The sequence below is a fragment of the Pseudoroseomonas sp. WGS1072 genome, assembly GCF_049340465.1.
Classification (GTDB): domain Bacteria; phylum Pseudomonadota; class Alphaproteobacteria; order Acetobacterales; family Acetobacteraceae; genus Pseudoroseomonas.
The window spans coordinates 19280-37674 of the sequence record NZ_JBMPSU010000007.1; the positions used below are offsets into that span (position 1 = coordinate 19280).

The following is an 18395-nucleotide window of genomic DNA, read 5'->3' on the forward strand; positions in this document are numbered from 1 at the left end:
ATCAAAGGAGAGAACCTTATAAGGTCATAAGGTCCTGTCCTCTTCAGGTTTCCGGCAGTGAAGGTGAACCGTTGCGCATCTATGCCTTGATCAGCCAGAAGGGGGGCGCTGGCAAAAGCATGCTGGCCAGGCAACTGGCAGTCCTGGCCGGTGAATCCGGCCGCAGCCTGCTGATCGACCGCGATCCGCAGGCCACATCCGGCAAGTGGTGGCAGCGGCGACAGATGCTTCAGCCCACCCCGGCCGAGCCGGATCTGCTGGACCTCGGCAACACCAGCCTGACCATGGCGGCGAAAGCCCTTGGCCGGCAGGAAGGAAGCGTCTTCATCGACACGCGCCCGGCGGTCACCGAACCGGAGGCGGAAGCGGCGCGGGTGGCGAATCTGGTTATCGTTCCTGTCCGTCCCTCTTCGGACGATCTGGAAGCGGTCGGGGAGACGCTGCGTATTCTTCGCCGCCTGGACCGGCGTGCCGTCCTGGTCATCAACGCCGCCAAGAATGAGATGCGCGCGCGGGACGCCAAGGCGGCCCTGTCACGCTATCCGGTGCCGGTCTGCCCGATCCATGTGGGCGACCGCGCCATCTATCTCGACGCCTCGCTGGAAGGCCGGGGCGTGGGGGAGATGAAGGGCGCCGCGGCGCGCGATGCCCATGCGGAGCTGTGTGCCATCTGGAACTGGATTCAGGACACTGCCCATGACCCGGACTAACAGGAAAGGCCGGTCCCTCGCTGAGGTCATGTCCTCCATCGAGGAGGATGAGAGGGTATCGCCGCCGGCGGAGACCGATGCCGCGGCCGCTCCCCGCCTGTCCGGTCCCGTCATTGTTCCCGTCAATATGCTGGTCACGCCGGAGGATCGTCACCGCCTGCGACAGCTCAGCCTCGATACCGGCCTCAGCCTGCAGAAGCTTGGACATGAGGCATGGAACCTGCTCCTGGCCAGGCGCGGCCTGCCTCCCCTGACCGGCGTTTCGGCCAACGTGCCCAGTGGCCGGAAAAGGTCATGACCTTACTTACTGTAAACCTTCATAGGTTCAAAGGCTGTAGGGGACTGACCGTGCCGCGCTCTCCCGCCCTCGGAGGCCCTTGACGGAGGAATTCGGCTCTCCGCGGCGTCCACAGGGATACCGAAACAAGTTCGCCCAGGGCCTGGAAGATCAGAACTCTCAGGCTTTCGAAGCCCGCCAGCCATTCCCGGCATTCATCTGGTGGATCCCACCTCATGACCTCATGAGGTTCTGACCTTTCTAGGCGACAGCCTGCTGATACACCGCAGCGAAGCCGGCCGCCTGGCCGTGCGGCTTCATGGCACCATGTTCCCGCAGGGCATAGCCTCGCCCCCAGACCGTCTCGATCAGATTGGCCGCACCGGCGCGAGCGAGCTTCTTGCGCAGATTGCAGACAAAGACGTCGATGATCTTCATCTCGGGTTCGTCGAGACCGCCATAAAGATGGTCGAGAAAGATCTGCTTGGTCAGCACCGACCCCTTGCGCAAGGCCAGCAGCTCCAGGATCGCATACTCCTTGCCGGTCAGGCTGATGCTTGCGCCGGACACCGTGACGGTCTGGGACACCAGGCAAAGCGAGAGCGGACCAATCTTCAGCGTCGATTGGCTATGACCCTTCGAGCGCCGAATGATCGCCTGGATCCGTGCCAGAAGCTCGGCAGGATCGAAAGGCGCCATCAGCACATCATCCGCGCCGAGCGCGAAGGCATGAAGCTTCTCCTGCGCATTCTGAGGCGCCATGAGCAGGAGCGCAGGCGTCCGGAGCTGAGCCTCGCGCAACTTCCTCAGTGCTTCTGTCCCGGTCATATCGGAGAGCGCCGGGCCGATCAGGATCAGATCGTGCTCGTAGAGACGAAGCATCTCCAGAGCTTCCTCTCCACCGCTGACCTGCTCCACCAGGATGGATGCCTTTCCGAGGAAGGATTTGGTCTCAAGGGAGTGACCGCCTTTTTCCTCGACCAGAAGCACGCGCATGCTGTCACCCAATTATGCAACCGATGCGTGTACACATGCGCGGATTCTATATCTGGTGTAAAGGAAATTCACTTTAGGGTGATGTAAGTTTATGGTCGGTAAACTATCCGTGCGATTTCTCTCAAAAAACCTTACTGATCTCCAGGGTTCCTCGCCCCATCATCCTTCTCGCGGCATCGGTGCTATGGGGCTCGCCGTCACGCCGCTGCCCAAGTTGAGAGCCTTGCCCAAGGCACGCGAGAAGTCATGGGCCGCCGACCAGCGGATATGGATGGCGTCGAAGAAGGCCTCACGACTGACGACCTGGGCCGCATCGCCATCCCAGTACTCTGCCTGTGTTCCGCGTAGGCTTTCGGTCATCTCGCGGCGGAAGGCGGCGAGGGTCTTTCCCTGCGGGTCGCCTTGCGCCTTCCAGTCGGGATGCAGAGGCGTGGACACGACCATCAGGCGCCGGCCTTCCTGTTGCAGGCGCACCGCCAGGCTGTTCAAGGCCGCGAAGCAGGCCGGATCGGGGCCACGGACCATGCTGTAGTACAGGCCGCGGTCGCCTTCCATGTCGAGCGGACCGCTGCCATAGCGGTCGAAGACCAGGGGATCGACCTTGTTGTGGCCCGAACGCTTGCCGGCGATCTCAATGGCGTTCCGGATCAGGGAACTCGGCGCGAAGTAGCGCAGATAGAAACGCCAGGGAGATGCCTGGGCGAAGACATAGGCATCGGCATCCTCGCGGTTGAACACCTCCGCCGCGCTCTTCGAGCAATTCTCGAAATCCTGCGGCGAGGCGATCATGACCACCTCCCGGATGGAACGGTTCCGGTCCAGCAGCCAGTTCGCCGCGAAGACGCTCTGATGCGCGGCAAGCCCACAGAAGGCGCCGTTGAGCGGCGCGATGCCCGGCGCCTGCTGGATCACCGCCTCGCCATCGAAATGGCGCCAGGCCACGGAGGAGCCCACCACCAGCAGGTTCGGCGATCGTTGCGGCGGATGATTCCGGTGAAATGCCAGCTTCTCGTCGACGCAAAGCGAGTTGGAAAAGGCGGGCGGAGGCAGGTTGCCGGTGGCTTGCAGGGTGAAGAGGATGGCGTAGAAGCCCATCAGCGCCGCCGCGGCGCTGCCCAGCACGGTCAGGATGTAGCGGGGCGAGACCGCGGGGGCCTCTCCCCCCTCCGGTCCCTGCTGGTCCCTTGGCGGCGCCGACATGGCTCAGCGTCCTTCCTTCTTGCGGGCAATCAGCTGCACGAAGTCGCCGACATCGTGCAGGCTCTCGAGCTCGGCCGTGCGGAAGCGGACGCCGAAGCGCACCTCTGCCGCCACCACCAGGTTCACATGCGCCTGGCTGTCCCAGCCTGGAACGTCCGCCGCCGTGGTCTTGGGCGTCAGGGTGATGCCGTCATCGTCGAAGACATCCTGAAACACTTCGGTCAGCGCGGAATAGATCTCGGCCTCGGTCATGCGGCTTCCACTTCGATGAAATGTGTGAGGGTCTGGGCGGCCCCCAGTTCGTAGCGCCAGAAGGTCGCGCCCGGCTCGGCGCCGGCGGGCGCGGGAAGGGGGGCGAAGCCCAGGCGGGCATAATGCTCGGCCACCATCCCGTTGCGCGCGGTCGGGCGGTACTCGCCGATCAGCGCCGTGGCCCCCTTGCGGGCTGCGGCACGGGCCAGGACATCCAGCGTCGCCTGTTCGACCTGGCGGCCGAGCACGCGGCAACTCATCAGCCAGGTGTCGATCAACAGCTCATTGGCCGCCAGGGCGGCGTCGGGGCGGGCGATCACCGCGCTGATCAGCCCGTTGTCGCCGAAGCGATCGCGCAACCGCAGCGACAGCATCACCGTCTCCGGATCGGTGGAGAAGCGTTCCGTCTCGACCTCGGTGTAACGGCGGGTGGTCAGGTTGAACTGGTTGGTCTTGTTGATCAGCTGCGTGACGCGCGGCAGTTCGCCGGCACCCACTTCCTTGACCGTCATGGTCATGGCCAGACTGCGCAGATAGCCTTCCAGATCCGTCGCCTGGTCCAGCGCCGCCTTGCGCTCGGCGTTCAGCACGTAGCTGCGGTTGCGCGCCGCATCGTCGGCGGTGAAGGTGGCGGCCTCGAAATAGCCGCCGGCAGCGACCGTCTCGGGGTAGTTCGCCACATCCTCGGGCAGTTCGGGCACCGCCACCTCGGGCAGTTCGCGGCGGACGATCTCGCGCTCGGCCGGGTTGTCATCGACGAAGACCAGGCTGTCGAGGCCGATGTTCAGCGTCCTGGCGATCTGCCGGATATTTCCCGCCTTGTCGTTCCAATTGGCCATGAAGCAGGCGATGTCACCGCGCTTCAGCACCATTTCGGGGTGCCTGGCGAAGGCTTCCTCGGCCACCTCCTGGGTGTTCTTACTGCAGACCGCCAGGATGACGCCGCGCCGGCCGAGCGCCGCGGCATAGCGCTGGAAGGCCAGGAAGGCCTCGCCGGTCGCATTGCCCTGGCCGAGCTTGATGCCGTCCAGCCCGTCATCGCCGATCACGCCGCCCCAGATCGTGTTGTCGAGATCGAGCACCAGGCACTTCCGCGACAGGCCGGCCACGGCCATGGCCACACGGGCCAGCAGGTCGCCGTAGAGCGGCGCCAGGATCGGGCTGACCAGTTGCTTCGCCTGGTGCCAGCGCACCGGATCGGCGAGCCCCGCCGCCTGGCCCTGTCGCGCCGCCATCCAGGCGAGGTCGAGCAACAGCACGCCATCCTCCCGCGCCGCAGCGCGGATGGCGGTGTTCAGCCGCTCGGTCACGGCATAGGGCGCCGCCGGCACCAGCGCCTCGAAGGAACCGAAGATCGGCGGGTCGGCCGGCACCAGGGTCTGTTGCACCACCTGCGCCCCGTAACGCTCGCGCGCCCGGCGCCAGAGCAGGCGCAGCTCCTCCACCCGGGCGGTGACGGCGGCCACGACCTCGGCCTCGGCGGCTTCCAGGGGCAGGTCGATGGGCGCGTCCCGGGCATCAAGGGCCAGCAGGATCAGTTGCGGCGCGAAGGCCGCGAGGTCCGGATCCTCGCCCAGCAGGGCCTGGCGATACAGGCCATAGGGCGCGACATGCACCGAGAGCGCCAGGCGGCGGCCCAGGCCGGAGACCCGGATCGAGGGGACGAGGTGGTCCACGGTGTGGGAGGCCAGGATGGCGAGACGCAGCGGCGTCAGGGCCGGACTCTGCTGGCCCGGCGCGGCCGGGTCGGCCAAGCCTTCCGCAGCCAGGCGGTCGATCCGCCCGGTCAGGGTGAAGTCGCGGCGATAGCCGGAAAGCCGGATGGCCGCGGCCAGCCTGGCCCTGGGCTCGGTCAGGCGTCGGGCCTCGCCGATCGCGGCGGAAAGATCCGCATGGAGCGGCAGCCAGGCGAGTTGATCCATGATCCCGTTCTCAGAACTGGAAGTAGAGGAATTCGGTCGGCGCGGCCGAGAAGGCGCGGGCCAGGGCGAAGAAGCCGAGCAGGCCGATCACCACGCCGAGGGCCGGCGTCGGGCGCCAGGTTGCGCCCGGCAGGAAGGGCTCCAGCCAGCTCTGGCGCGGGCGCCAGCCAAGCGCGGTGCGATAGTGCCGCATCCATTGCTGGGTGTTCGGCAGGGTCCAGACGAAGGCCAGGAGCAGGCCGATCAGGGCCGCATCGGTCAGATTGAAGAAAGGTACGGCATCGACGGTCAGCCCGAGGAAGCCGACCAGGCCGGAGACCACCGGAAGGCCGGCCATCACCGGCGGCACCACCACGCCGTTCAGCCCGGCCATCCCGGCCAGCATGGTGAGCGCCCCGGTCAGGCTGGGTGCGCGGAAGAAGACCATGGCGACATTGACGCAGAGGAAGGTCAGCAGGACGGCTGCCCCGCGGTGCAGCCACCTGTCGCTGTCGAGCTTCCAGCCCCAGCGCACCTTCAGCGCCCGCCAGGCATGCGCCGCCACCAGGTAGAAGCCATGCAGCAGGCCGAAGGCCACGAACTGCCACCCCGCCCCATGCCAGACGCCGGAGATGAACATGGTCAGGATGGTCGGATAGGCCACCAGGCTGATGAAGGTGCCGAAGGTCATCTTGCCGCGGCGGGGCAGCGGCTTGCCGGCGGCGACGCGGGCGCGCGTCACCCGCATGACGATCGGGTTGTAGACATAGGCCGTCAGGAAGCGCGTCAGCGTCATGTGCCAGCGCGACCAGAACTCGATGACGTTGCGGGCCTTGTAGGGGCTGTCGAAGTTCGGCGGCAGGCTGATGCCGAAGAGCAGGCCGAGGCCGATCGCCATATCGGTGTAGCCCGAGAAGTCGAAATAGATCTGCAACGTGTAGCTCAGCGCGCCGCTCCAGGCATCGAGCAGCGACAGCGCCGCGCCGGCCTCGGCGGCCGCGAAGACGGGACCCGCATCGGCGCCCAGCGGATCGGCGAAGACCACCTTCTTGAACAGGCCGAGCAGGAAGAGCGTGGCGCCCACCGAGATGTTGTCGAAACGCGGCCGGAAGTTTCGGGGGTCGCTGAACTGCGACAGCATCTCCCGGTGGTGGGTGATGGGGCCGGCGATCAGATGCGGGAAGAAGGTGATGAAGAGGCAGTAGTTGAGGAAATCGTGCTCGACGACGGCGCCGTCATGCGCGTCGCTCAGATAGGCGATCTGCTGGAAGGTGAAGAAGGAGATGGCCAGGGGCAGGACAATGTTGGGCACGCTCCAGCCCAGACCGAAGGCATCGTCGACCGCGCCCACCAGAAAGCCCATGTACTTGAAGTAGCACAGCAGGATCAGGTTCGCGGCGATGCCCAGCACCAGCACGAGGCGCGAGGGCCTGCGCAGCAAATAGCCGCCCAGGACATAGTTCGCGACCATGCTGCCCAGCAGGAGAGGCACGTATTGCGGGTCCCACCATCCGTAGAAGACCAGCGAGGCGAGCGTGAGCCAGACCCCGGCCAGGCGCTGCCGACCCGTTCCCGCCAGGACGAAGAAGCCCAGCAGCACGATCGGCAGGAAGCCGAGAATGAAGGTTGCGGAGTTGAACAGCATGGTCTGACCTTCATTCGGGCAGGCAAAGCGGGACGGGGCACACCGGCCAACCGGAACGTGTCCGGCATCGGCGCATATGTTGGATAATACTCAAAAATTATCCGATATGCGCGCGCCTGGAGAAGATCACAGGATTTTTACGATTTGTCTTCGTGAAATATTGCCATTTCATGACTTCCCGTTCATGAGGCCGCCGCGATGATCCGGGCTTTCCGCCGTGCCTGCAGCACCATGTGCAGCATCAGAGTGAAATAGGCGAAGGCCTCGAAGCCGTAGACCGCGACGTAGCCGATGATGAAGCCGTCGATGGACCAGTTCTGCCAGGCAGCGACCGCGGTCATGATCAGCATGCCCAGGAAGGACAGCGCGGCGCGGCGCGCCAGGGGCGCGAGCCAGCCGATGGCGGCCAGGACGGCACCGCTCGCCGTCTGCACCAGCATCAGGAAGAGCATGACGCAGATGGCGATGCGCGTGCTTTCCGACACCACTTCGGGGTGGCCCAGCAGGGTGCCGAAGAACCTGTCGCCCAGGACATAGATGATCCCGGCGCCCACGGTGAAGGGCAGGGCACTGAGCCCGAAGGACAGCCGGATCCAGCGCATCAGCCTGGCCACGTCGTGCGCGTGATAGGCCTGCGTCTGATGCGGCATCATGGTCTCGGCCACGGTCAGGAAGGCGGTGACGCCGAATCGGGTCACCTTGTAGAACATGTCGAAGACGACCAGAGCCAGCGCGTCCCGGTAGATCAGCGGGATGACATAGTAGGGATAGATATAGATCAGGAACTCCGACAGGGAGAGCACGGCGGAGGCGGTGATGCCCCGCAGATCCGCCCGCAGCACGCGGAAGCCCTGGCCGATCCGCGCCCCGCTGAGGAAGCCGAGCCGCCGCCGCGCCACCAGGAAGAGCGCCACCAGGCCGGAAAGCCAGAGCAGCACGAAGCAGATGGCATAGACCGTCAGCGGCAGGCCGAAGGCCAGCGCCGCGGTCAGCAGCACCAGCACCAGGCGGCGCAGGAAATCGATGCCCTCGGTCAGCACATAGGCATCGAAGGCATTGGCGGCGAGGCGCAGGATCATCCAGGGCAGGGGCAGAACCGACCCGGCGAAGAGCAGCAGATAGATCGGCCGATAGGCCACCAGCCCGAGATCCGCCGTCCAGAGCGCCACGCCGAAGGCCAGCGTCGCCAGGATGGCGGCGGCCGAATAGCTCCACAGCGCCGCGGCGACGGCGCTGCCAAGCTCCTGCCGGGAGGAACTCTCGGGATGCAGGAAATTCTGTCGCATCCGTCCGAAGAGCCGCAGCGAGATGCCCAGATCGGCCTGCAGAACCAGCGAGGCGAAGGCGATGACGGTCGCGAAGAAAGCGTAGTCGTGCAGACCGACCTGCCGCACCAGGCTATAGGTCAGCAGGAAGCTCCAGAGCGTTGCCAGGGCAGTGTTGGTGGCCTTCAGCAGGAAGAAGGTCGCGGATTTCCGCGCCGCCGCACTCTTCAGCATCAGCGCCGCCCCAGCCAGCGCTCGGCACGGTCACGCAACCTGTGCCGGCCGGCCTGGACCGCGAATTTTCCGCCCCGCAGCCACCGCGTCAGCCTGGGCGGCAGGGAGGAGGCGCGCAGCTTGGCCACGGCGGACACGGCTTCGGCCTGCGGTGCGAGGTCGATCAGGAAGCCCGCCGCCAGGGCGCGCAGGCACCATTCCAGATCCTCCGCCTCGTCCCAGGCGACGGCCTCGTTCAGCGGGCAGCGCTCGTGCACGTCCTTGCGGACGCAGAACAGCCCGCCATCGACATAGGGCAGACCGCGGGCATAGAGGTCCAGATAGCGTTCTGCCGGCACCCGCCGCAGGCTGGAGGGCGTCAGCCGCGGCACATGGCCCGGGAGGCCGGTATCGTGCACGCCGAGGGAGAGATAATCCTCCCGCGCCCCATCGCTCTGGGTGAAGACGCGGGGCGTGATGATCTCGAACTCCTCCGGCACATGGCGCAGCGTGTCGGGCGCCAGCAGCACCCGGCTGTGCAGGATGGCAATGCGAGGCCCCTTCAGGGCGCGGATCAGCGCGTTCTTCTTCCGGCAGATCATCACCCGCGGGCCGGACGGCAGGTCGTGAGCCAGATAGCCCACCTGAGGGTAACCCTCGAGGCAGGCCTCGCCCCCCGAGGGGCCGCAGACCAGGATCTCGCCCCCCTGTTCCGGCCGCAGTTCCGGCTGGCGCAGCAAGGCGTCGAGGCAGGCGCGCAGCCGGGGCAACTCGGCCTCCTGGCCAGAGAAGACCACCCCCGCGCCCCATCCCGCGGGCGTCGGCGGCCGGGTGCGGACCAGTTCGATCTCTCCCTTGTCGGTATCGAGCCGCAGGGGATCGGCCTCACCGGCGGTCAGCTTGTAGGTCCATTGCCGGATCAGCTTGAAGGAAACGAAGCGGGGCCAGAGATCGAAGACATTGGGCGAGTTGTCCTGCACCAGCAGCCGGCCTCCCGGCTGCAGGGCCCAGAGGCCGTACTTCAGCGCATGCGCCATCAGGTTCCGGTAGATCAGCCGCTCCGTGCGGATGACCACGCGGGACAGACCCCGCATCGTCTTCAGCCGATACAGATCCTCACGGCCGGAGACGGTGAACTCGCTCATGGCTTGGGTCTTTTCCTGTTGCTGCGGCATCGGGCCCGTTCAGGGCCGGCCCACGACGCCCCTGGCCCAGTCCCGCAGGGCAGGAAAGGCATGAAAGGTGCCATCCACCCCCGCATGGGCCGCGCGGCCGCTGCCGCCGTCATGCAGCTTCTGGAGCGTGGCGGCATTCAGGACCTGCTTGCTGGCCACCACGTCGCACTCGGCATCACCGATGAACCAGACCCGGTCGCCCCTCTCCAGCTCCAGCTTGGCGGCGGCGATCTCGAAGGGTTTGAGGCCGGACTTGTCCACCCCGGCCTCCTCCGAGGTCACGACGGTGTCGAAATAGCGATCGATGCCGAAATAGACGAGCTTTCGGAACTGGATCTGCGCCGTCAGGTCGGTCACCAGGGCCAGCGGCAGGCCGGCGGCGCGCAGCTCGATCAGGAGGTCCTCCGCGCCGTGAAACAGCCGGGCGCTGGTCATCAGGGTGCGCCAGTAGGTCTGTTCCAGGTCAAGGGCGATGGCGGGCTGGCTGTTCAGCCCCAGCAGCTCGATCATCCTCTGGAAGTAGAGCAGGCGGTTGTGCGAGCTGGCGGTCGCCCCCAGCATCCGCTTCGTCTCATGCCGGGCCCGGCGGAAGGCGTCGTCGAACTGGGCCGGCTGCACCTTCAGTGCCTTGCCGACCTTGTTCCGGACCGCCTCCATCGCCCGCTCATGCGGCCGGCCATATTCGTAGAGGGTGTCGTCCAGATCGAAGAGGATGGCGCGCGGCTTCTCCCGCAGGGCCTCGGCGTTCAGGATCTTCATGATACCTCCTCAGCGGCGCTTCGGCGTCAGCTCGGCCAGCTGCAGCAGGGTGATCAGCTGCATGATGCCTGTCATGCCCGGGTGCCAGGCCGGAATGCGGGCCAGCAGCTCCTCCAGATGCGGCACCAGCTGCTGGGCGGTGAACTGGATATCCTCCGCCTGGACGTCGCTGCCATCGATGACCAGCTCGGCCATGGCATTCATGCCGGCTGCCTGGGTGACATCGACCTGGGCGCCGCACAATGCGATCAGCAGGCGCGCCAGCCGGTCCAGGCTGATGGCGCTGCGCATCCTGACCCGGAGCTTCAGGGGAATCGGACCTTCCTGCTCGATGTCCTGCAGCGAGGCGGGGTCGGCCGGCAGCAGGGAGAAGACGACATCGGCATGCTCGCGCTGCGGCCGGATGAAGGCCTCATAGTCCGGCATGCGCCGCTCGATCGAGGACAGGACCCGATCGAGGCTGTGGCCGCGCTGCTGGACGTCACGCCGGATCTTGAAGAAGCGGCGCAGGCTCTCGTCCATGTCGAGATAGATCGCGACATCCAGCCGCTCGCGCAGCGCAGCCGGATACAGGGCGTGCAGCCCGGTCACCATCACCACGTCGCTGGCCTGGATGCGCCGCGGCGGAGTGAAAAGGCCGGTGGCATGGTCGTAGTGGCGGCACATGATCGGCCGCCAGGCGATCAGCGACAGGGCATCGCGCGTGAAGGCCTCGAGGTCGTTGGCCCGGGGATCGAGATGGGTGAAGGCCTGCCACAGCTTCCCGCGCCGCTCGAAGAGATGGTAGTCGTCGCCGGAGACGCCGGTCACGGCCCCTTCACCGAACAGTCCGCCCAGGGCCAGGGCCAAGGTGTCCTTGCCGGTGCCGCTGTCGCCGGCGATGCCGATGGCCAGCGGCCGCTGCGACAGGCCGAAGAAGTCGTTCTCCTCCAGCCCCCTGCGGAGCATGGTCAGGGCCAGCACCACGCCAATGGCGGTCAGCATCGAGGCGGTGATGGACGTGACGCGCAGGCTGGCCATGGCGTCCTCAGGCATCCAGCCGCCCCAGCCCAGCGGCAGGCCGAGCAGCGGCACGGCCGGTGTCACGGTCACCACCAGCTTCGCCAGGATGAACGCCAGCCCGAAGGCCACCGCCAGCGCCGAGCCCCGCTCACCGGCCCGCATCTGGTAGGCCACCAGGAAGGGCACCACCCAGAGATACCAGCCAACCGCCGAAGGGGTCAGCAGCAGGACCACCAGATAGGCGACGCCCAGCACGGTAAAGAGCAGGTCGAAGCTCATCCGCCCCACCTTCCAGGCCCCATAGAGCCCGAGCAGGTAGACGATCGGCATGATGTAGAGCTTCTGGCCGCCGCCCAGCATGATGTCGAAGTCGAGGATGGAGATCATCCCCGGATTGGCCACCAGCAGGCGCGGATTGCTCGTCAGCATCTGGTGCAGACCGGGCGACAGGAGCAGCGGCGGCAGGAGCAGCAGCCCTGCCACGCCCAGGCTGCCGAGCAGGAAGCGGGGCAGGGTGTCCCGATGCCGCCGGTGGCTCCAGAGGAAGACGGCCAGGAAGGGCAGGATCGCCAGGATGCCGATCCTGGCGGCGATCGCCAGACCCAGCAGGGCGCCGGCACGGCGCGGCGCGCCCTGCTGCAGCAACAGCAGGGTCCCGGCGACCATCAGCGTCGGCACCACATCGGTGTCGCCATGCCAGTAGGTGATGAACAGCACCAGTGGCGAGAACCAGTAGGCGAGAAGGACACGATCCACCGCGCCCTCGTTCATCCGGCGCAGCACCAGCAGCAGGGCGTAATCCGCGACCAGAAGGCTGAGACCGAGGCCGATCTGGGCCAGGCGCATCCCGCCGCCGGCCAGATGGTCGGCCAGCATCCCCAGCGCCACGAAGGGCGCATGGAAAAGATACATGACCGGGCCATAGAAGAATTCCGGCGGGTGATCGCCATGGTGCAGGAACTGCGTCCAGGGATCCAGGCTGGGCGCCGCCAGGGTCTCCACCATGAAAGGCGTGAACCAGTCCGCCTGGATCTGTGGCACCAGCAGGAGAATGGCCGCGAGCCGCAGGAGAAGGCCGAGCAGGAACCAGTGATTGCTCCGCAGATCCGCGGGAATCAGCGCCAAAGCTCGGGCACCTTGGTACAGACGGCCTCCGCCGTGATCCCCTCCCGCGCCAGCAGGCCGCGCATCGCGGCGATCTCGGCGGGATCAGTGCGGCCCTGCAATTCCGGCGAGACCAGGCACAGCCTGAAGCCTGCCTCCTTCAGCCGCGCCGCCGAGGCCCGATCGAGCGGAAAGCGGGTGAAGCAATCGACCCAGACCCAGTCGATCCGGCCCGCCAGGCTGAGCGCGGTCTCCACCGTCTCGAACTCGGAGACCCGCACGGCGCAACGGCGCTCGCCACGCCGGGCGGTGCGCACCAGGAAGGGGAAGGATTGGTCGAGGAAGAAGAAATCCTCGATGCCGCGCTCCGCCATCAGGGCGAGCAGGCGGTCCTCCAGCCCTTCCTCCTTCACGTTCAGGATCAGCGTGCCGTGGCGATAGGCGGCCAGCCAGTCCTCGAAGTCCAGGGCATCGACCACGAAGGGGTCGTGATGAATGACCAGCCTGGACCCCTGGCTGCGGATATCGACCTCGATGCCGCATTCGGCCGGGGTCGCGGCGAGTTGCTCCAGCGTGTTGCGACGATGGGCGATCAGGATCATCGGCTGCTCTCGGTCTGCGGTGCGCGCCCGCGCGGGGAGAAGGACGGGCGGTTACCAGGACGGGGCGGCCAGAGGGACCGGCCGCGGCGAAGGCACGGCCCTATAGCGCGCCTCCAGGGCCGCGACAGCCCCTGGCGGGACATGCCGGTCGTGCTCCAGCCGATAGGGATGCCGGTCCCATTTGTGGAAGCAGGACTGCCAGTACTCGAAGCTGCGCAGCTCGTCCGGCGTGCCCCAGCCGAGATAATGCGCCACCTCGAGAAGGCGGCACTCCAGGCCCAGGGCAATGGCATCGTTGATGCAGGTGTCGATGTAGAATTCGCCGTTGACTCGGGCTTCGCGGGCGATCATGCGCTCCGCCGCCGCGACGAAGTCGCGCAGGCGCCGGAAGGTGAAGGCACCGATGACGATCGGATCGGTCACCGGATCGGCCAGCGGCTCCTTGACCGCGACCCGACGGATGCGTCCCTCCGCATCGGCCTCGATCCAGCCGTAGGATTGCGGGCGGCGGCGGGCGGCGGAATGGCCGCGTATCCCCCAGACCAGGACGTCCGGCCCGTTCCCGTGCAGCAGGGCGGAAAACTCCGCCGGCTCGAAGATCACGCCGTTGTCGCAGGCGCCGATGGTCAGCGGCTGGTCGGGGTCGAGCCCCGCCAGCCCCGCCAGGCAGGTCCGCGCCTGGCCGTCGGTCAGCCCGTCGAGCAGCACCGTCTCGGATCCCGCCACCTCGGCCGCCAGGGCTTCGGTGATCTCGCCAAGTCCCGGCAGGTCGCGGCGCAGGATGAAACGGCGGCGCGGCGCCTTTGGCAGGTCGGCCACCGCCTGCACGGCCATCGGCCGGCCCGACACGGGGATCAGCGGCTTGGGCCGGTCGTAGCCGGCATCGCGGAAGCGCTGCCCGGCACCGGCCATGGGCACCAGCACACAGCCTTCCTGCGCCGGCGGCTCCGGCGATCCGGCCAGGGCAGCGAAGGCGCGCGACCAGCGCTGATAGTCCTCGAGATCCGCTGGCGTGCCCCACTGCATGAAGTGCTGCAGTTCATAAACGGCGACCGGCAGGCGTTCGGCCAGGATCGGCTTGTAGGCAAGGCTCACATAGTATTCGCCATTCACCGAGATCTGCTGGCGGACCGTCTCCTCGCAGGCCCGCCGCAGCAGCGCGGCGCTGGCGAAATAGTAGGTGCCGCTGGAAGCGTATTCCTCCATCGGCGCTTCGGTGAAGGGCTGCTTCTCCTGGATGTCCCGCACCCAGCCGTTCTGGTGGCGCAGATAGGCGTAGTAGGTCGAGCCCAGGGAATGCGGATGGAAGCCGCGATAGGCGGGGATGGCGCCGGCGCATCCGGTTTCCCGCGTGAAGCGGACGAAGTCCGGCCAGTCCCAGAAGCAGGCGAAGTCGCAGTAATTGACCACCACCGGCCGGTCCGGATCGAGCCCGTCCATCGCCTGCAGCACGGCATGCACCGGCCCGAGCTTGTGTGGCGCGACAGGCACAATCCGCCCGGTCGGGCAGAGTTCGCGCAGGATGGCTTCCATCCTGTAGGCCGGCTCGACCAGATGGTCGGCATTGCAGATGAAGGTGACGTCGGTCTCGCCGGGAAAAAGGTCCAGGACGTGCGCGATGATCGGCTTGCCATCCACCTCGATCAGCGGCTTCGGCACCGGGTAGCCGGCGCGGCGGAACCGCTCGCCAAATCCTGACATCGGAATGACGATCTGCATGCGAGGGGCCTCCAGAGTCGTGACGCTCCCCATCACAGAGACGCCGCATTGAGGGATTGCCGGTACTTCTCGGCATCCCAGTCGAGCAATTCGGCCTCCTGCGACACATCCAGGAACACCAGGGGCGCGGCCGGATCCAGCCGGGGCAGCACGAGACCGAGGCAGGCTGCCATCTCCTCGGCCCCCGGCCCGAGATCGGCGCGCAGCAGGGCGCCCGCGCCGGCCACCAGGACCAGGGCCGGCCCCTGCGGGTTGCGGCAGGTCCGCAAGTGGTACTCGGCTTCGGAAATGCTGGAGGTGGGAATGGGAGAGGGACCCAGGAAGACCACATGGTCCGGGTAAAGGGCGCCCTGGCTGGCCATCGCCAGGCTCACCGGGTCGGTCGCCGCCGCATGGGCCTCCGCCAGACAGGCAGGGCGATACCGGCCCTCGGCGATGCGGGCCAGGCGGGCCAGGGTGGCCTGATCCGCCGGCGGCGTCGACCGCGCGGTCACGGCCAGCCGCGTTTCCACCTCCGTCAGCAATGCCGCCGCAGCCGAGGTGGTCTCGGCTCCGATCACCAGGCCATGATTGGCCAGCAGCAGCACATCCGGCCGCTCCGGCAGGACGGAGCGCACCGCCTGGGTCAAGGGAAGGCCCGGCTTGGCGTAAGGCACCCAGGCCCAGCGCAGCCCCTTCAGCCGTTCCGCCGCCCGATCCCGCCCATCGGCGCGAACGGCGAAGGCCAGGGCATTCACCGAATGGACATGCAGGATGACGCGGTGCGGCAACAGGGCATGCAGCGTCGTCTCGATCGAGGGGCGCAGGACGGCCCCCGGATCGAGACGGGACGGCATGGCCGGATCCGATTCCAGTGCGGCCAGCCGCCGGAGGATCTGCGGCAGGTCGAGACCGACGAAGATCGGCTTCTCCTCCGCGCGGGCCAGCCAGGTGCCCGAGGCCTTGACCCAGATCTCCCGCTCACCGCGCTTGAGCGAGGTATTGCCGCCGGCGCCCTGGATCAGGTGCCGGTCCGCACCGATGCGGGCGGAAAGGGCCACCAGGGGCGCCAGATCGGCAGCCAGGTCCGGTTGCCGGACCCTCTCTTCCCGCGTCATGGCGCGAAATCCGAGAGGCAGGCGGTCCGCGCCACCCTGTCAGGCTTCATTCTCTATCACTCTGCACAAATTGCTGTCCCGCCTGACAGCCCGGATCAGGCTTTGCCGGTGTCGATGGCCTGGCCCAATGAACTGTAAGTCTTTGTCTGTTTTGCCGCAGATCGCAGTGGAGCGCCACGCCGCTCCTCAATGGCCTCCAGCAGCAGGCGGCCCCGATCAGCCCAGTCGAAGGCATCCGCAGCCGCGGCGAAGGCGCGCTCCTGCCAGGCATTGAGCTGCGCAGGCTGGTCGATGACGGCCTGGACACGCCGCAGCAGGCCATCCAGCTCCGGCTCCAGCAGCATCTCCGCCTGCACCTCCGGCGGCAGGCCGCTGGCGCAGGCCGAGAGCGCCGCCACGGGCACGCGGTTGAAGATGTATTCCAGCAGCTTCATCTTGAAGCCGCCGCCGATCGGCTCGGCCAGCACCGCCATCCGGGCGGCCGCCAGATGCGGCGCCGGATCCTCGACGAAGCCGGTGAAGCGGGCCGCCTGGTAGCGGCCCTCGAGCGTGCGCCGGAAATCCTCCGGCATGTCGCCGACCACGCGGATCTCGATCCCCGCCCGGGCCAGAATCGGATCGGCCTTGTCCAGGAAGATGCGCAGATTGGCCTGCTTGGCGGACCAGCGGTAGGAGCCGAAGAGCACCACGGCGCGCGGCGTCTCCGGCCCGATCCGGCGGGCGGCCACCCGCGTGCCGTCATAGCCCGGCACCAGGGTCAGCACCCGGGCGGCCGGCGCATCGGCGGCGAAGAGCGCCGCGTCGGCCTCGGTGATGGTGGTGACGAGGTGGCTGTTGCGCGCGATCCAGCGTTCGAAATGCCGGGTCTTGAGGTAGTTCTGCCCCAGATAGAGCCGCTTGCCGAGAGAGGCGGTGGCATCGCGCCACTGCATCCCGGTCACGCTCGCCTCATGGTCATGGGTGACGAAGACGAAGGTCGGATCGCCGGCGAAGAGATGCCGGTGCCGCAGCGCCCAGCCCATCCCGTACTGGTCCACCACCACGGCCTGCCAGGGACCCTTCCGGGCCAGCTCGCCCAGCGCCGCGCGATAGGCCGGCACGTCATGACGCGCCGCCACCAGGGGCATGGGGCTGGCCAGGGCCGACAGGCGCCCGCGCGGCTGGCCCGGCACGACATGCCAGGTGATGCCGGACATCGGCTGGGGCGGCACCTCGGCGGCGAAGCCGGCGAAGGTCACCTCCGCCCCCGCATGTCCCAGGGCGCCCGCCAGCTTGGCGGTATAGATCCGGTCTCCCGCCGTCCAGGGAAAGGGCAGGGTCCGGGCGAGCCAGAGGCAACGGGTCATGCGGCGATCTCCGGGACAGCGCGGAAGCCGGGCGCCTCGTCCCGTGCCGAGAGCTGCTGGATGTGGTCCGCCAGCCGCAGCGCCAGGGCGACGATGGTCAGGGTCGGGTTCGCGTGGCTGCTGGTCGGGAAGACGGCGGAGCTGGCCACGAAGAGATTCGGCACGCCATGCACGGCGCAATCGGCGTCGACCACGCCGTCCCGCACCGTCTCCGCCATGCGCGCCGTGCCGATGTGATGGCCACCGACCGGGGTGGAGGCCCGCACCTCGGCCTCGATCGTGGCATCGTCGAATTCCAGCTCGGCGCAGCCGGAGCGGGCGAAGGCGGCGCGCGCCACCTTCATGCCGCGCACCAGGCTGTCGATGTCCTGCGGGTGCAGCCGCCAGTCCACCTTCAGCCGCGGCATGCCATGCGCATCGCGCGCCGTGGCCAGGGTCACGCGGCTGTCGGGATTGGGGATCTGCTCGGCATTGACGTCCAGCGGATAGCGCCCGTCCCGCGCGCGCACCACAACGAAGGGCAGCTTGCGGCTGGCGAAGGTGCGCTTGCGCAGCCAGGCCTGGCCGAAGCGCAGCACACCAGGGGAATCCCGCAGCACATTGGTGGCGTGGGAGAACCAGAAGCGGCCATCCCGCACCATCTTGCCGCGGTTGGCGATCTCGATGGTCGCCAGCTTGCGCCGGTATTCGGGCAGGATGGCGTCCTTCACCAGATACATGGCCGAGAGCACGCCACTGCCATGCGCCGGATCGGCGATGAGCGGATAGTGCAGACGGAAGATGGTGTTCAGCAGCCCCTCGCGCCGCTGCGCCTCGGCGGAGAAGGAGAATTTGCGGCGGACATAGACGCCGTCCTCCGTCATCTCGAAATCCAGCGCGACCGGCCGGTCGGAAGGGCGCAGGCGCAGCCGGCCGAGCGTGTTCTCGGCATGACACATGTAGTAACGGCCGAGCGCTCCGCCGGCATTGCCCAGCCCGCCACGGCGGCTGCCGTCGGAGGCCATCAGCAGGCGCGGCACCTCCAGCCCGCCGGAGGCCAGCACGTAATGCCGGGCCCGCACGGTGAAGCCGCGCCCCGGCACGCTGGCGCCTTCCAGCCGCTGCACCGGCCCGTCGCCCTCCGGCGTCACCA

At 67.5% G+C, this 18395-nt stretch carries 16 protein-coding genes; 2 read left to right on the forward strand and 14 right to left on the reverse strand.

Features of this window, described 5'->3' with window-relative positions:
• Nucleotides 1–71 precede the first annotated feature (71 nt).
• Nucleotides 72–710: a nucleotide-binding protein gene (locus ACF3NH_RS22190; RefSeq protein WP_422926096.1), complete on the forward strand. Its 639-nt coding sequence runs from the start codon at nt 72–74 to the stop codon at nt 708–710.
• Complete coding sequence (locus ACF3NH_RS22195; RefSeq protein ID WP_422926098.1) at nt 697–1008, forward strand: hypothetical protein; 312 nt, start codon at nt 697–699, stop codon at nt 1006–1008. The genes ACF3NH_RS22190 and ACF3NH_RS22195 overlap by 14 nt, the downstream gene beginning before the upstream one ends.
• 240 nt (nt 1009–1248) lie before the next feature.
• Here ACF3NH_RS22195 and ACF3NH_RS22200 read toward each other — a convergent pair whose 3' ends face one another.
• The 14 genes from ACF3NH_RS22200 to ACF3NH_RS22265 all read right to left on the reverse strand — a co-directional run.
• On the reverse strand, nt 1249–1983 hold the full coding sequence (locus ACF3NH_RS22200) for a response regulator transcription factor (RefSeq protein ID WP_198368236.1): 735 nt from the start codon (nt 1981–1983) through the stop codon (nt 1249–1251).
• Between the two features lie 159 nt (nt 1984–2142).
• Nucleotides 2143–3105: a hypothetical protein gene (locus tag ACF3NH_RS22205; protein WP_422926100.1), complete on the reverse strand. Its 963-nt coding sequence runs from the start codon at nt 3103–3105 to the stop codon at nt 2143–2145.
• Between the two features lie 81 nt (nt 3106–3186).
• The gene (locus tag ACF3NH_RS22210) at nt 3187–3435 is read right to left on the reverse strand and encodes an acyl carrier protein (protein ID WP_198368238.1); all 249 of its coding nucleotides are present in this window, start codon (nt 3433–3435) and stop codon (nt 3187–3189) included.
• A complete protein-coding gene (locus ACF3NH_RS22215) occupies nt 3432–5357 on the reverse strand; it encodes an HAD-IIIC family phosphatase (protein ID WP_422926102.1) in 1926 nt (641 codons plus the stop codon). The genes ACF3NH_RS22210 and ACF3NH_RS22215 overlap by 4 nt, the downstream gene beginning before the upstream one ends.
• Before the next feature lie 10 nt (nt 5358–5367).
• Nucleotides 5368–6981: an MBOAT family O-acyltransferase gene (locus ACF3NH_RS22220; RefSeq protein ID WP_422926104.1), complete on the reverse strand. Its 1614-nt coding sequence runs from the start codon at nt 6979–6981 to the stop codon at nt 5368–5370.
• A 182-nt stretch (nt 6982–7163) separates the two neighbouring features.
• Complete coding sequence (locus tag ACF3NH_RS22225) at nt 7164–8480, reverse strand: hypothetical protein (protein WP_422926106.1); 1317 nt, start codon at nt 8478–8480, stop codon at nt 7164–7166.
• Nucleotides 8480–9604 (reverse strand): hypothetical protein, encoded by a 1125-nt coding sequence (locus ACF3NH_RS22230; protein WP_422926108.1) that lies wholly within the window; start codon nt 9602–9604, stop codon nt 8480–8482. The genes ACF3NH_RS22225 and ACF3NH_RS22230 overlap by 1 nt, the downstream gene beginning before the upstream one ends.
• Before the next feature lie 39 nt (nt 9605–9643).
• Nucleotides 9644–10393, reverse strand: a complete 750-nt coding sequence (locus ACF3NH_RS22235) for an HAD family hydrolase (protein WP_422926110.1) — start codon at nt 10391–10393, stop codon at nt 9644–9646.
• A gap of 9 nt (nt 10394–10402) precedes the next feature.
• Nucleotides 10403–12520: a hypothetical protein gene (locus tag ACF3NH_RS22240; protein WP_422926112.1), complete on the reverse strand. Its 2118-nt coding sequence runs from the start codon at nt 12518–12520 to the stop codon at nt 10403–10405.
• Nucleotides 12511–13101: a phosphatidylinositol-specific phospholipase C/glycerophosphodiester phosphodiesterase family protein gene (locus ACF3NH_RS22245; RefSeq protein ID WP_422926114.1), complete on the reverse strand. Its 591-nt coding sequence runs from the start codon at nt 13099–13101 to the stop codon at nt 12511–12513. The genes ACF3NH_RS22240 and ACF3NH_RS22245 overlap by 10 nt, the downstream gene beginning before the upstream one ends.
• A gap of 51 nt (nt 13102–13152) precedes the next feature.
• Entirely contained in the window at nt 13153–14820 is a 1668-nt protein-coding gene (locus ACF3NH_RS22250; protein ID WP_422926116.1) for an NTP transferase domain-containing protein, read from the reverse strand.
• A gap of 32 nt (nt 14821–14852) precedes the next feature.
• Entirely contained in the window at nt 14853–15917 is a 1065-nt protein-coding gene (locus ACF3NH_RS22255; RefSeq protein WP_422926118.1) for a class II aldolase/adducin family protein, read from the reverse strand.
• A 95-nt stretch (nt 15918–16012) separates the two neighbouring features.
• A complete protein-coding gene (locus tag ACF3NH_RS22260; RefSeq protein WP_422926120.1) occupies nt 16013–17263 on the reverse strand; it encodes a glycosyltransferase in 1251 nt (416 codons plus the stop codon).
• Nucleotides 17260–18395 (reverse strand): GMC family oxidoreductase (locus tag ACF3NH_RS22265; RefSeq protein WP_422926122.1); only part of this gene is annotated, 1136 nt, incomplete at its 5' end. The genes ACF3NH_RS22260 and ACF3NH_RS22265, both read right to left, overlap by 4 nt.

Coding starts and splice junctions, on each gene's coding strand:
- ACF3NH_RS22195 (WP_422926098.1), top strand. CDS start 697: ATGACCCGGACTAACAGGAAAGGCCGGTCCCTCGCTGAGGTCATGTCC.
- ACF3NH_RS22200 (WP_198368236.1), bottom strand. CDS start 1,983: ATGCGCGTGCTTCTGGTCGAGGAAAAAGGCGGTCACTCCCTTGAGACC.
- ACF3NH_RS22210 (WP_198368238.1), bottom strand. CDS start 3,435: ATGACCGAGGCCGAGATCTATTCCGCGCTGACCGAAGTGTTTCAGGAT.
- ACF3NH_RS22215 (WP_422926102.1), bottom strand. CDS start 5,357: ATGGATCAACTCGCCTGGCTGCCGCTCCATGCGGATCTTTCCGCCGCG.
- ACF3NH_RS22220 (WP_422926104.1), bottom strand. CDS start 6,981: ATGCTGTTCAACTCCGCAACCTTCATTCTCGGCTTCCTGCCGATCGTG.
- ACF3NH_RS22225 (WP_422926106.1), bottom strand. CDS start 8,480: ATGCTGAAGAGTGCGGCGGCGCGGAAATCCGCGACCTTCTTCCTGCTG.
- ACF3NH_RS22230 (WP_422926108.1), bottom strand. CDS start 9,604: ATGAGCGAGTTCACCGTCTCCGGCCGTGAGGATCTGTATCGGCTGAAG.
- ACF3NH_RS22235 (WP_422926110.1), bottom strand. CDS start 10,393: ATGAAGATCCTGAACGCCGAGGCCCTGCGGGAGAAGCCGCGCGCCATC.
- ACF3NH_RS22245 (WP_422926114.1), bottom strand. CDS start 13,101: ATGATCCTGATCGCCCATCGTCGCAACACGCTGGAGCAACTCGCCGCG.
- ACF3NH_RS22250 (WP_422926116.1), bottom strand. CDS start 14,820: ATGCAGATCGTCATTCCGATGTCAGGATTTGGCGAGCGGTTCCGCCGC.
- ACF3NH_RS22255 (WP_422926118.1), bottom strand. CDS start 15,917: ATGACGCGGGAAGAGAGGGTCCGGCAACCGGACCTGGCTGCCGATCTG.
- ACF3NH_RS22260 (WP_422926120.1), bottom strand. CDS start 17,263: ATGACCCGTTGCCTCTGGCTCGCCCGGACCCTGCCCTTTCCCTGGACG.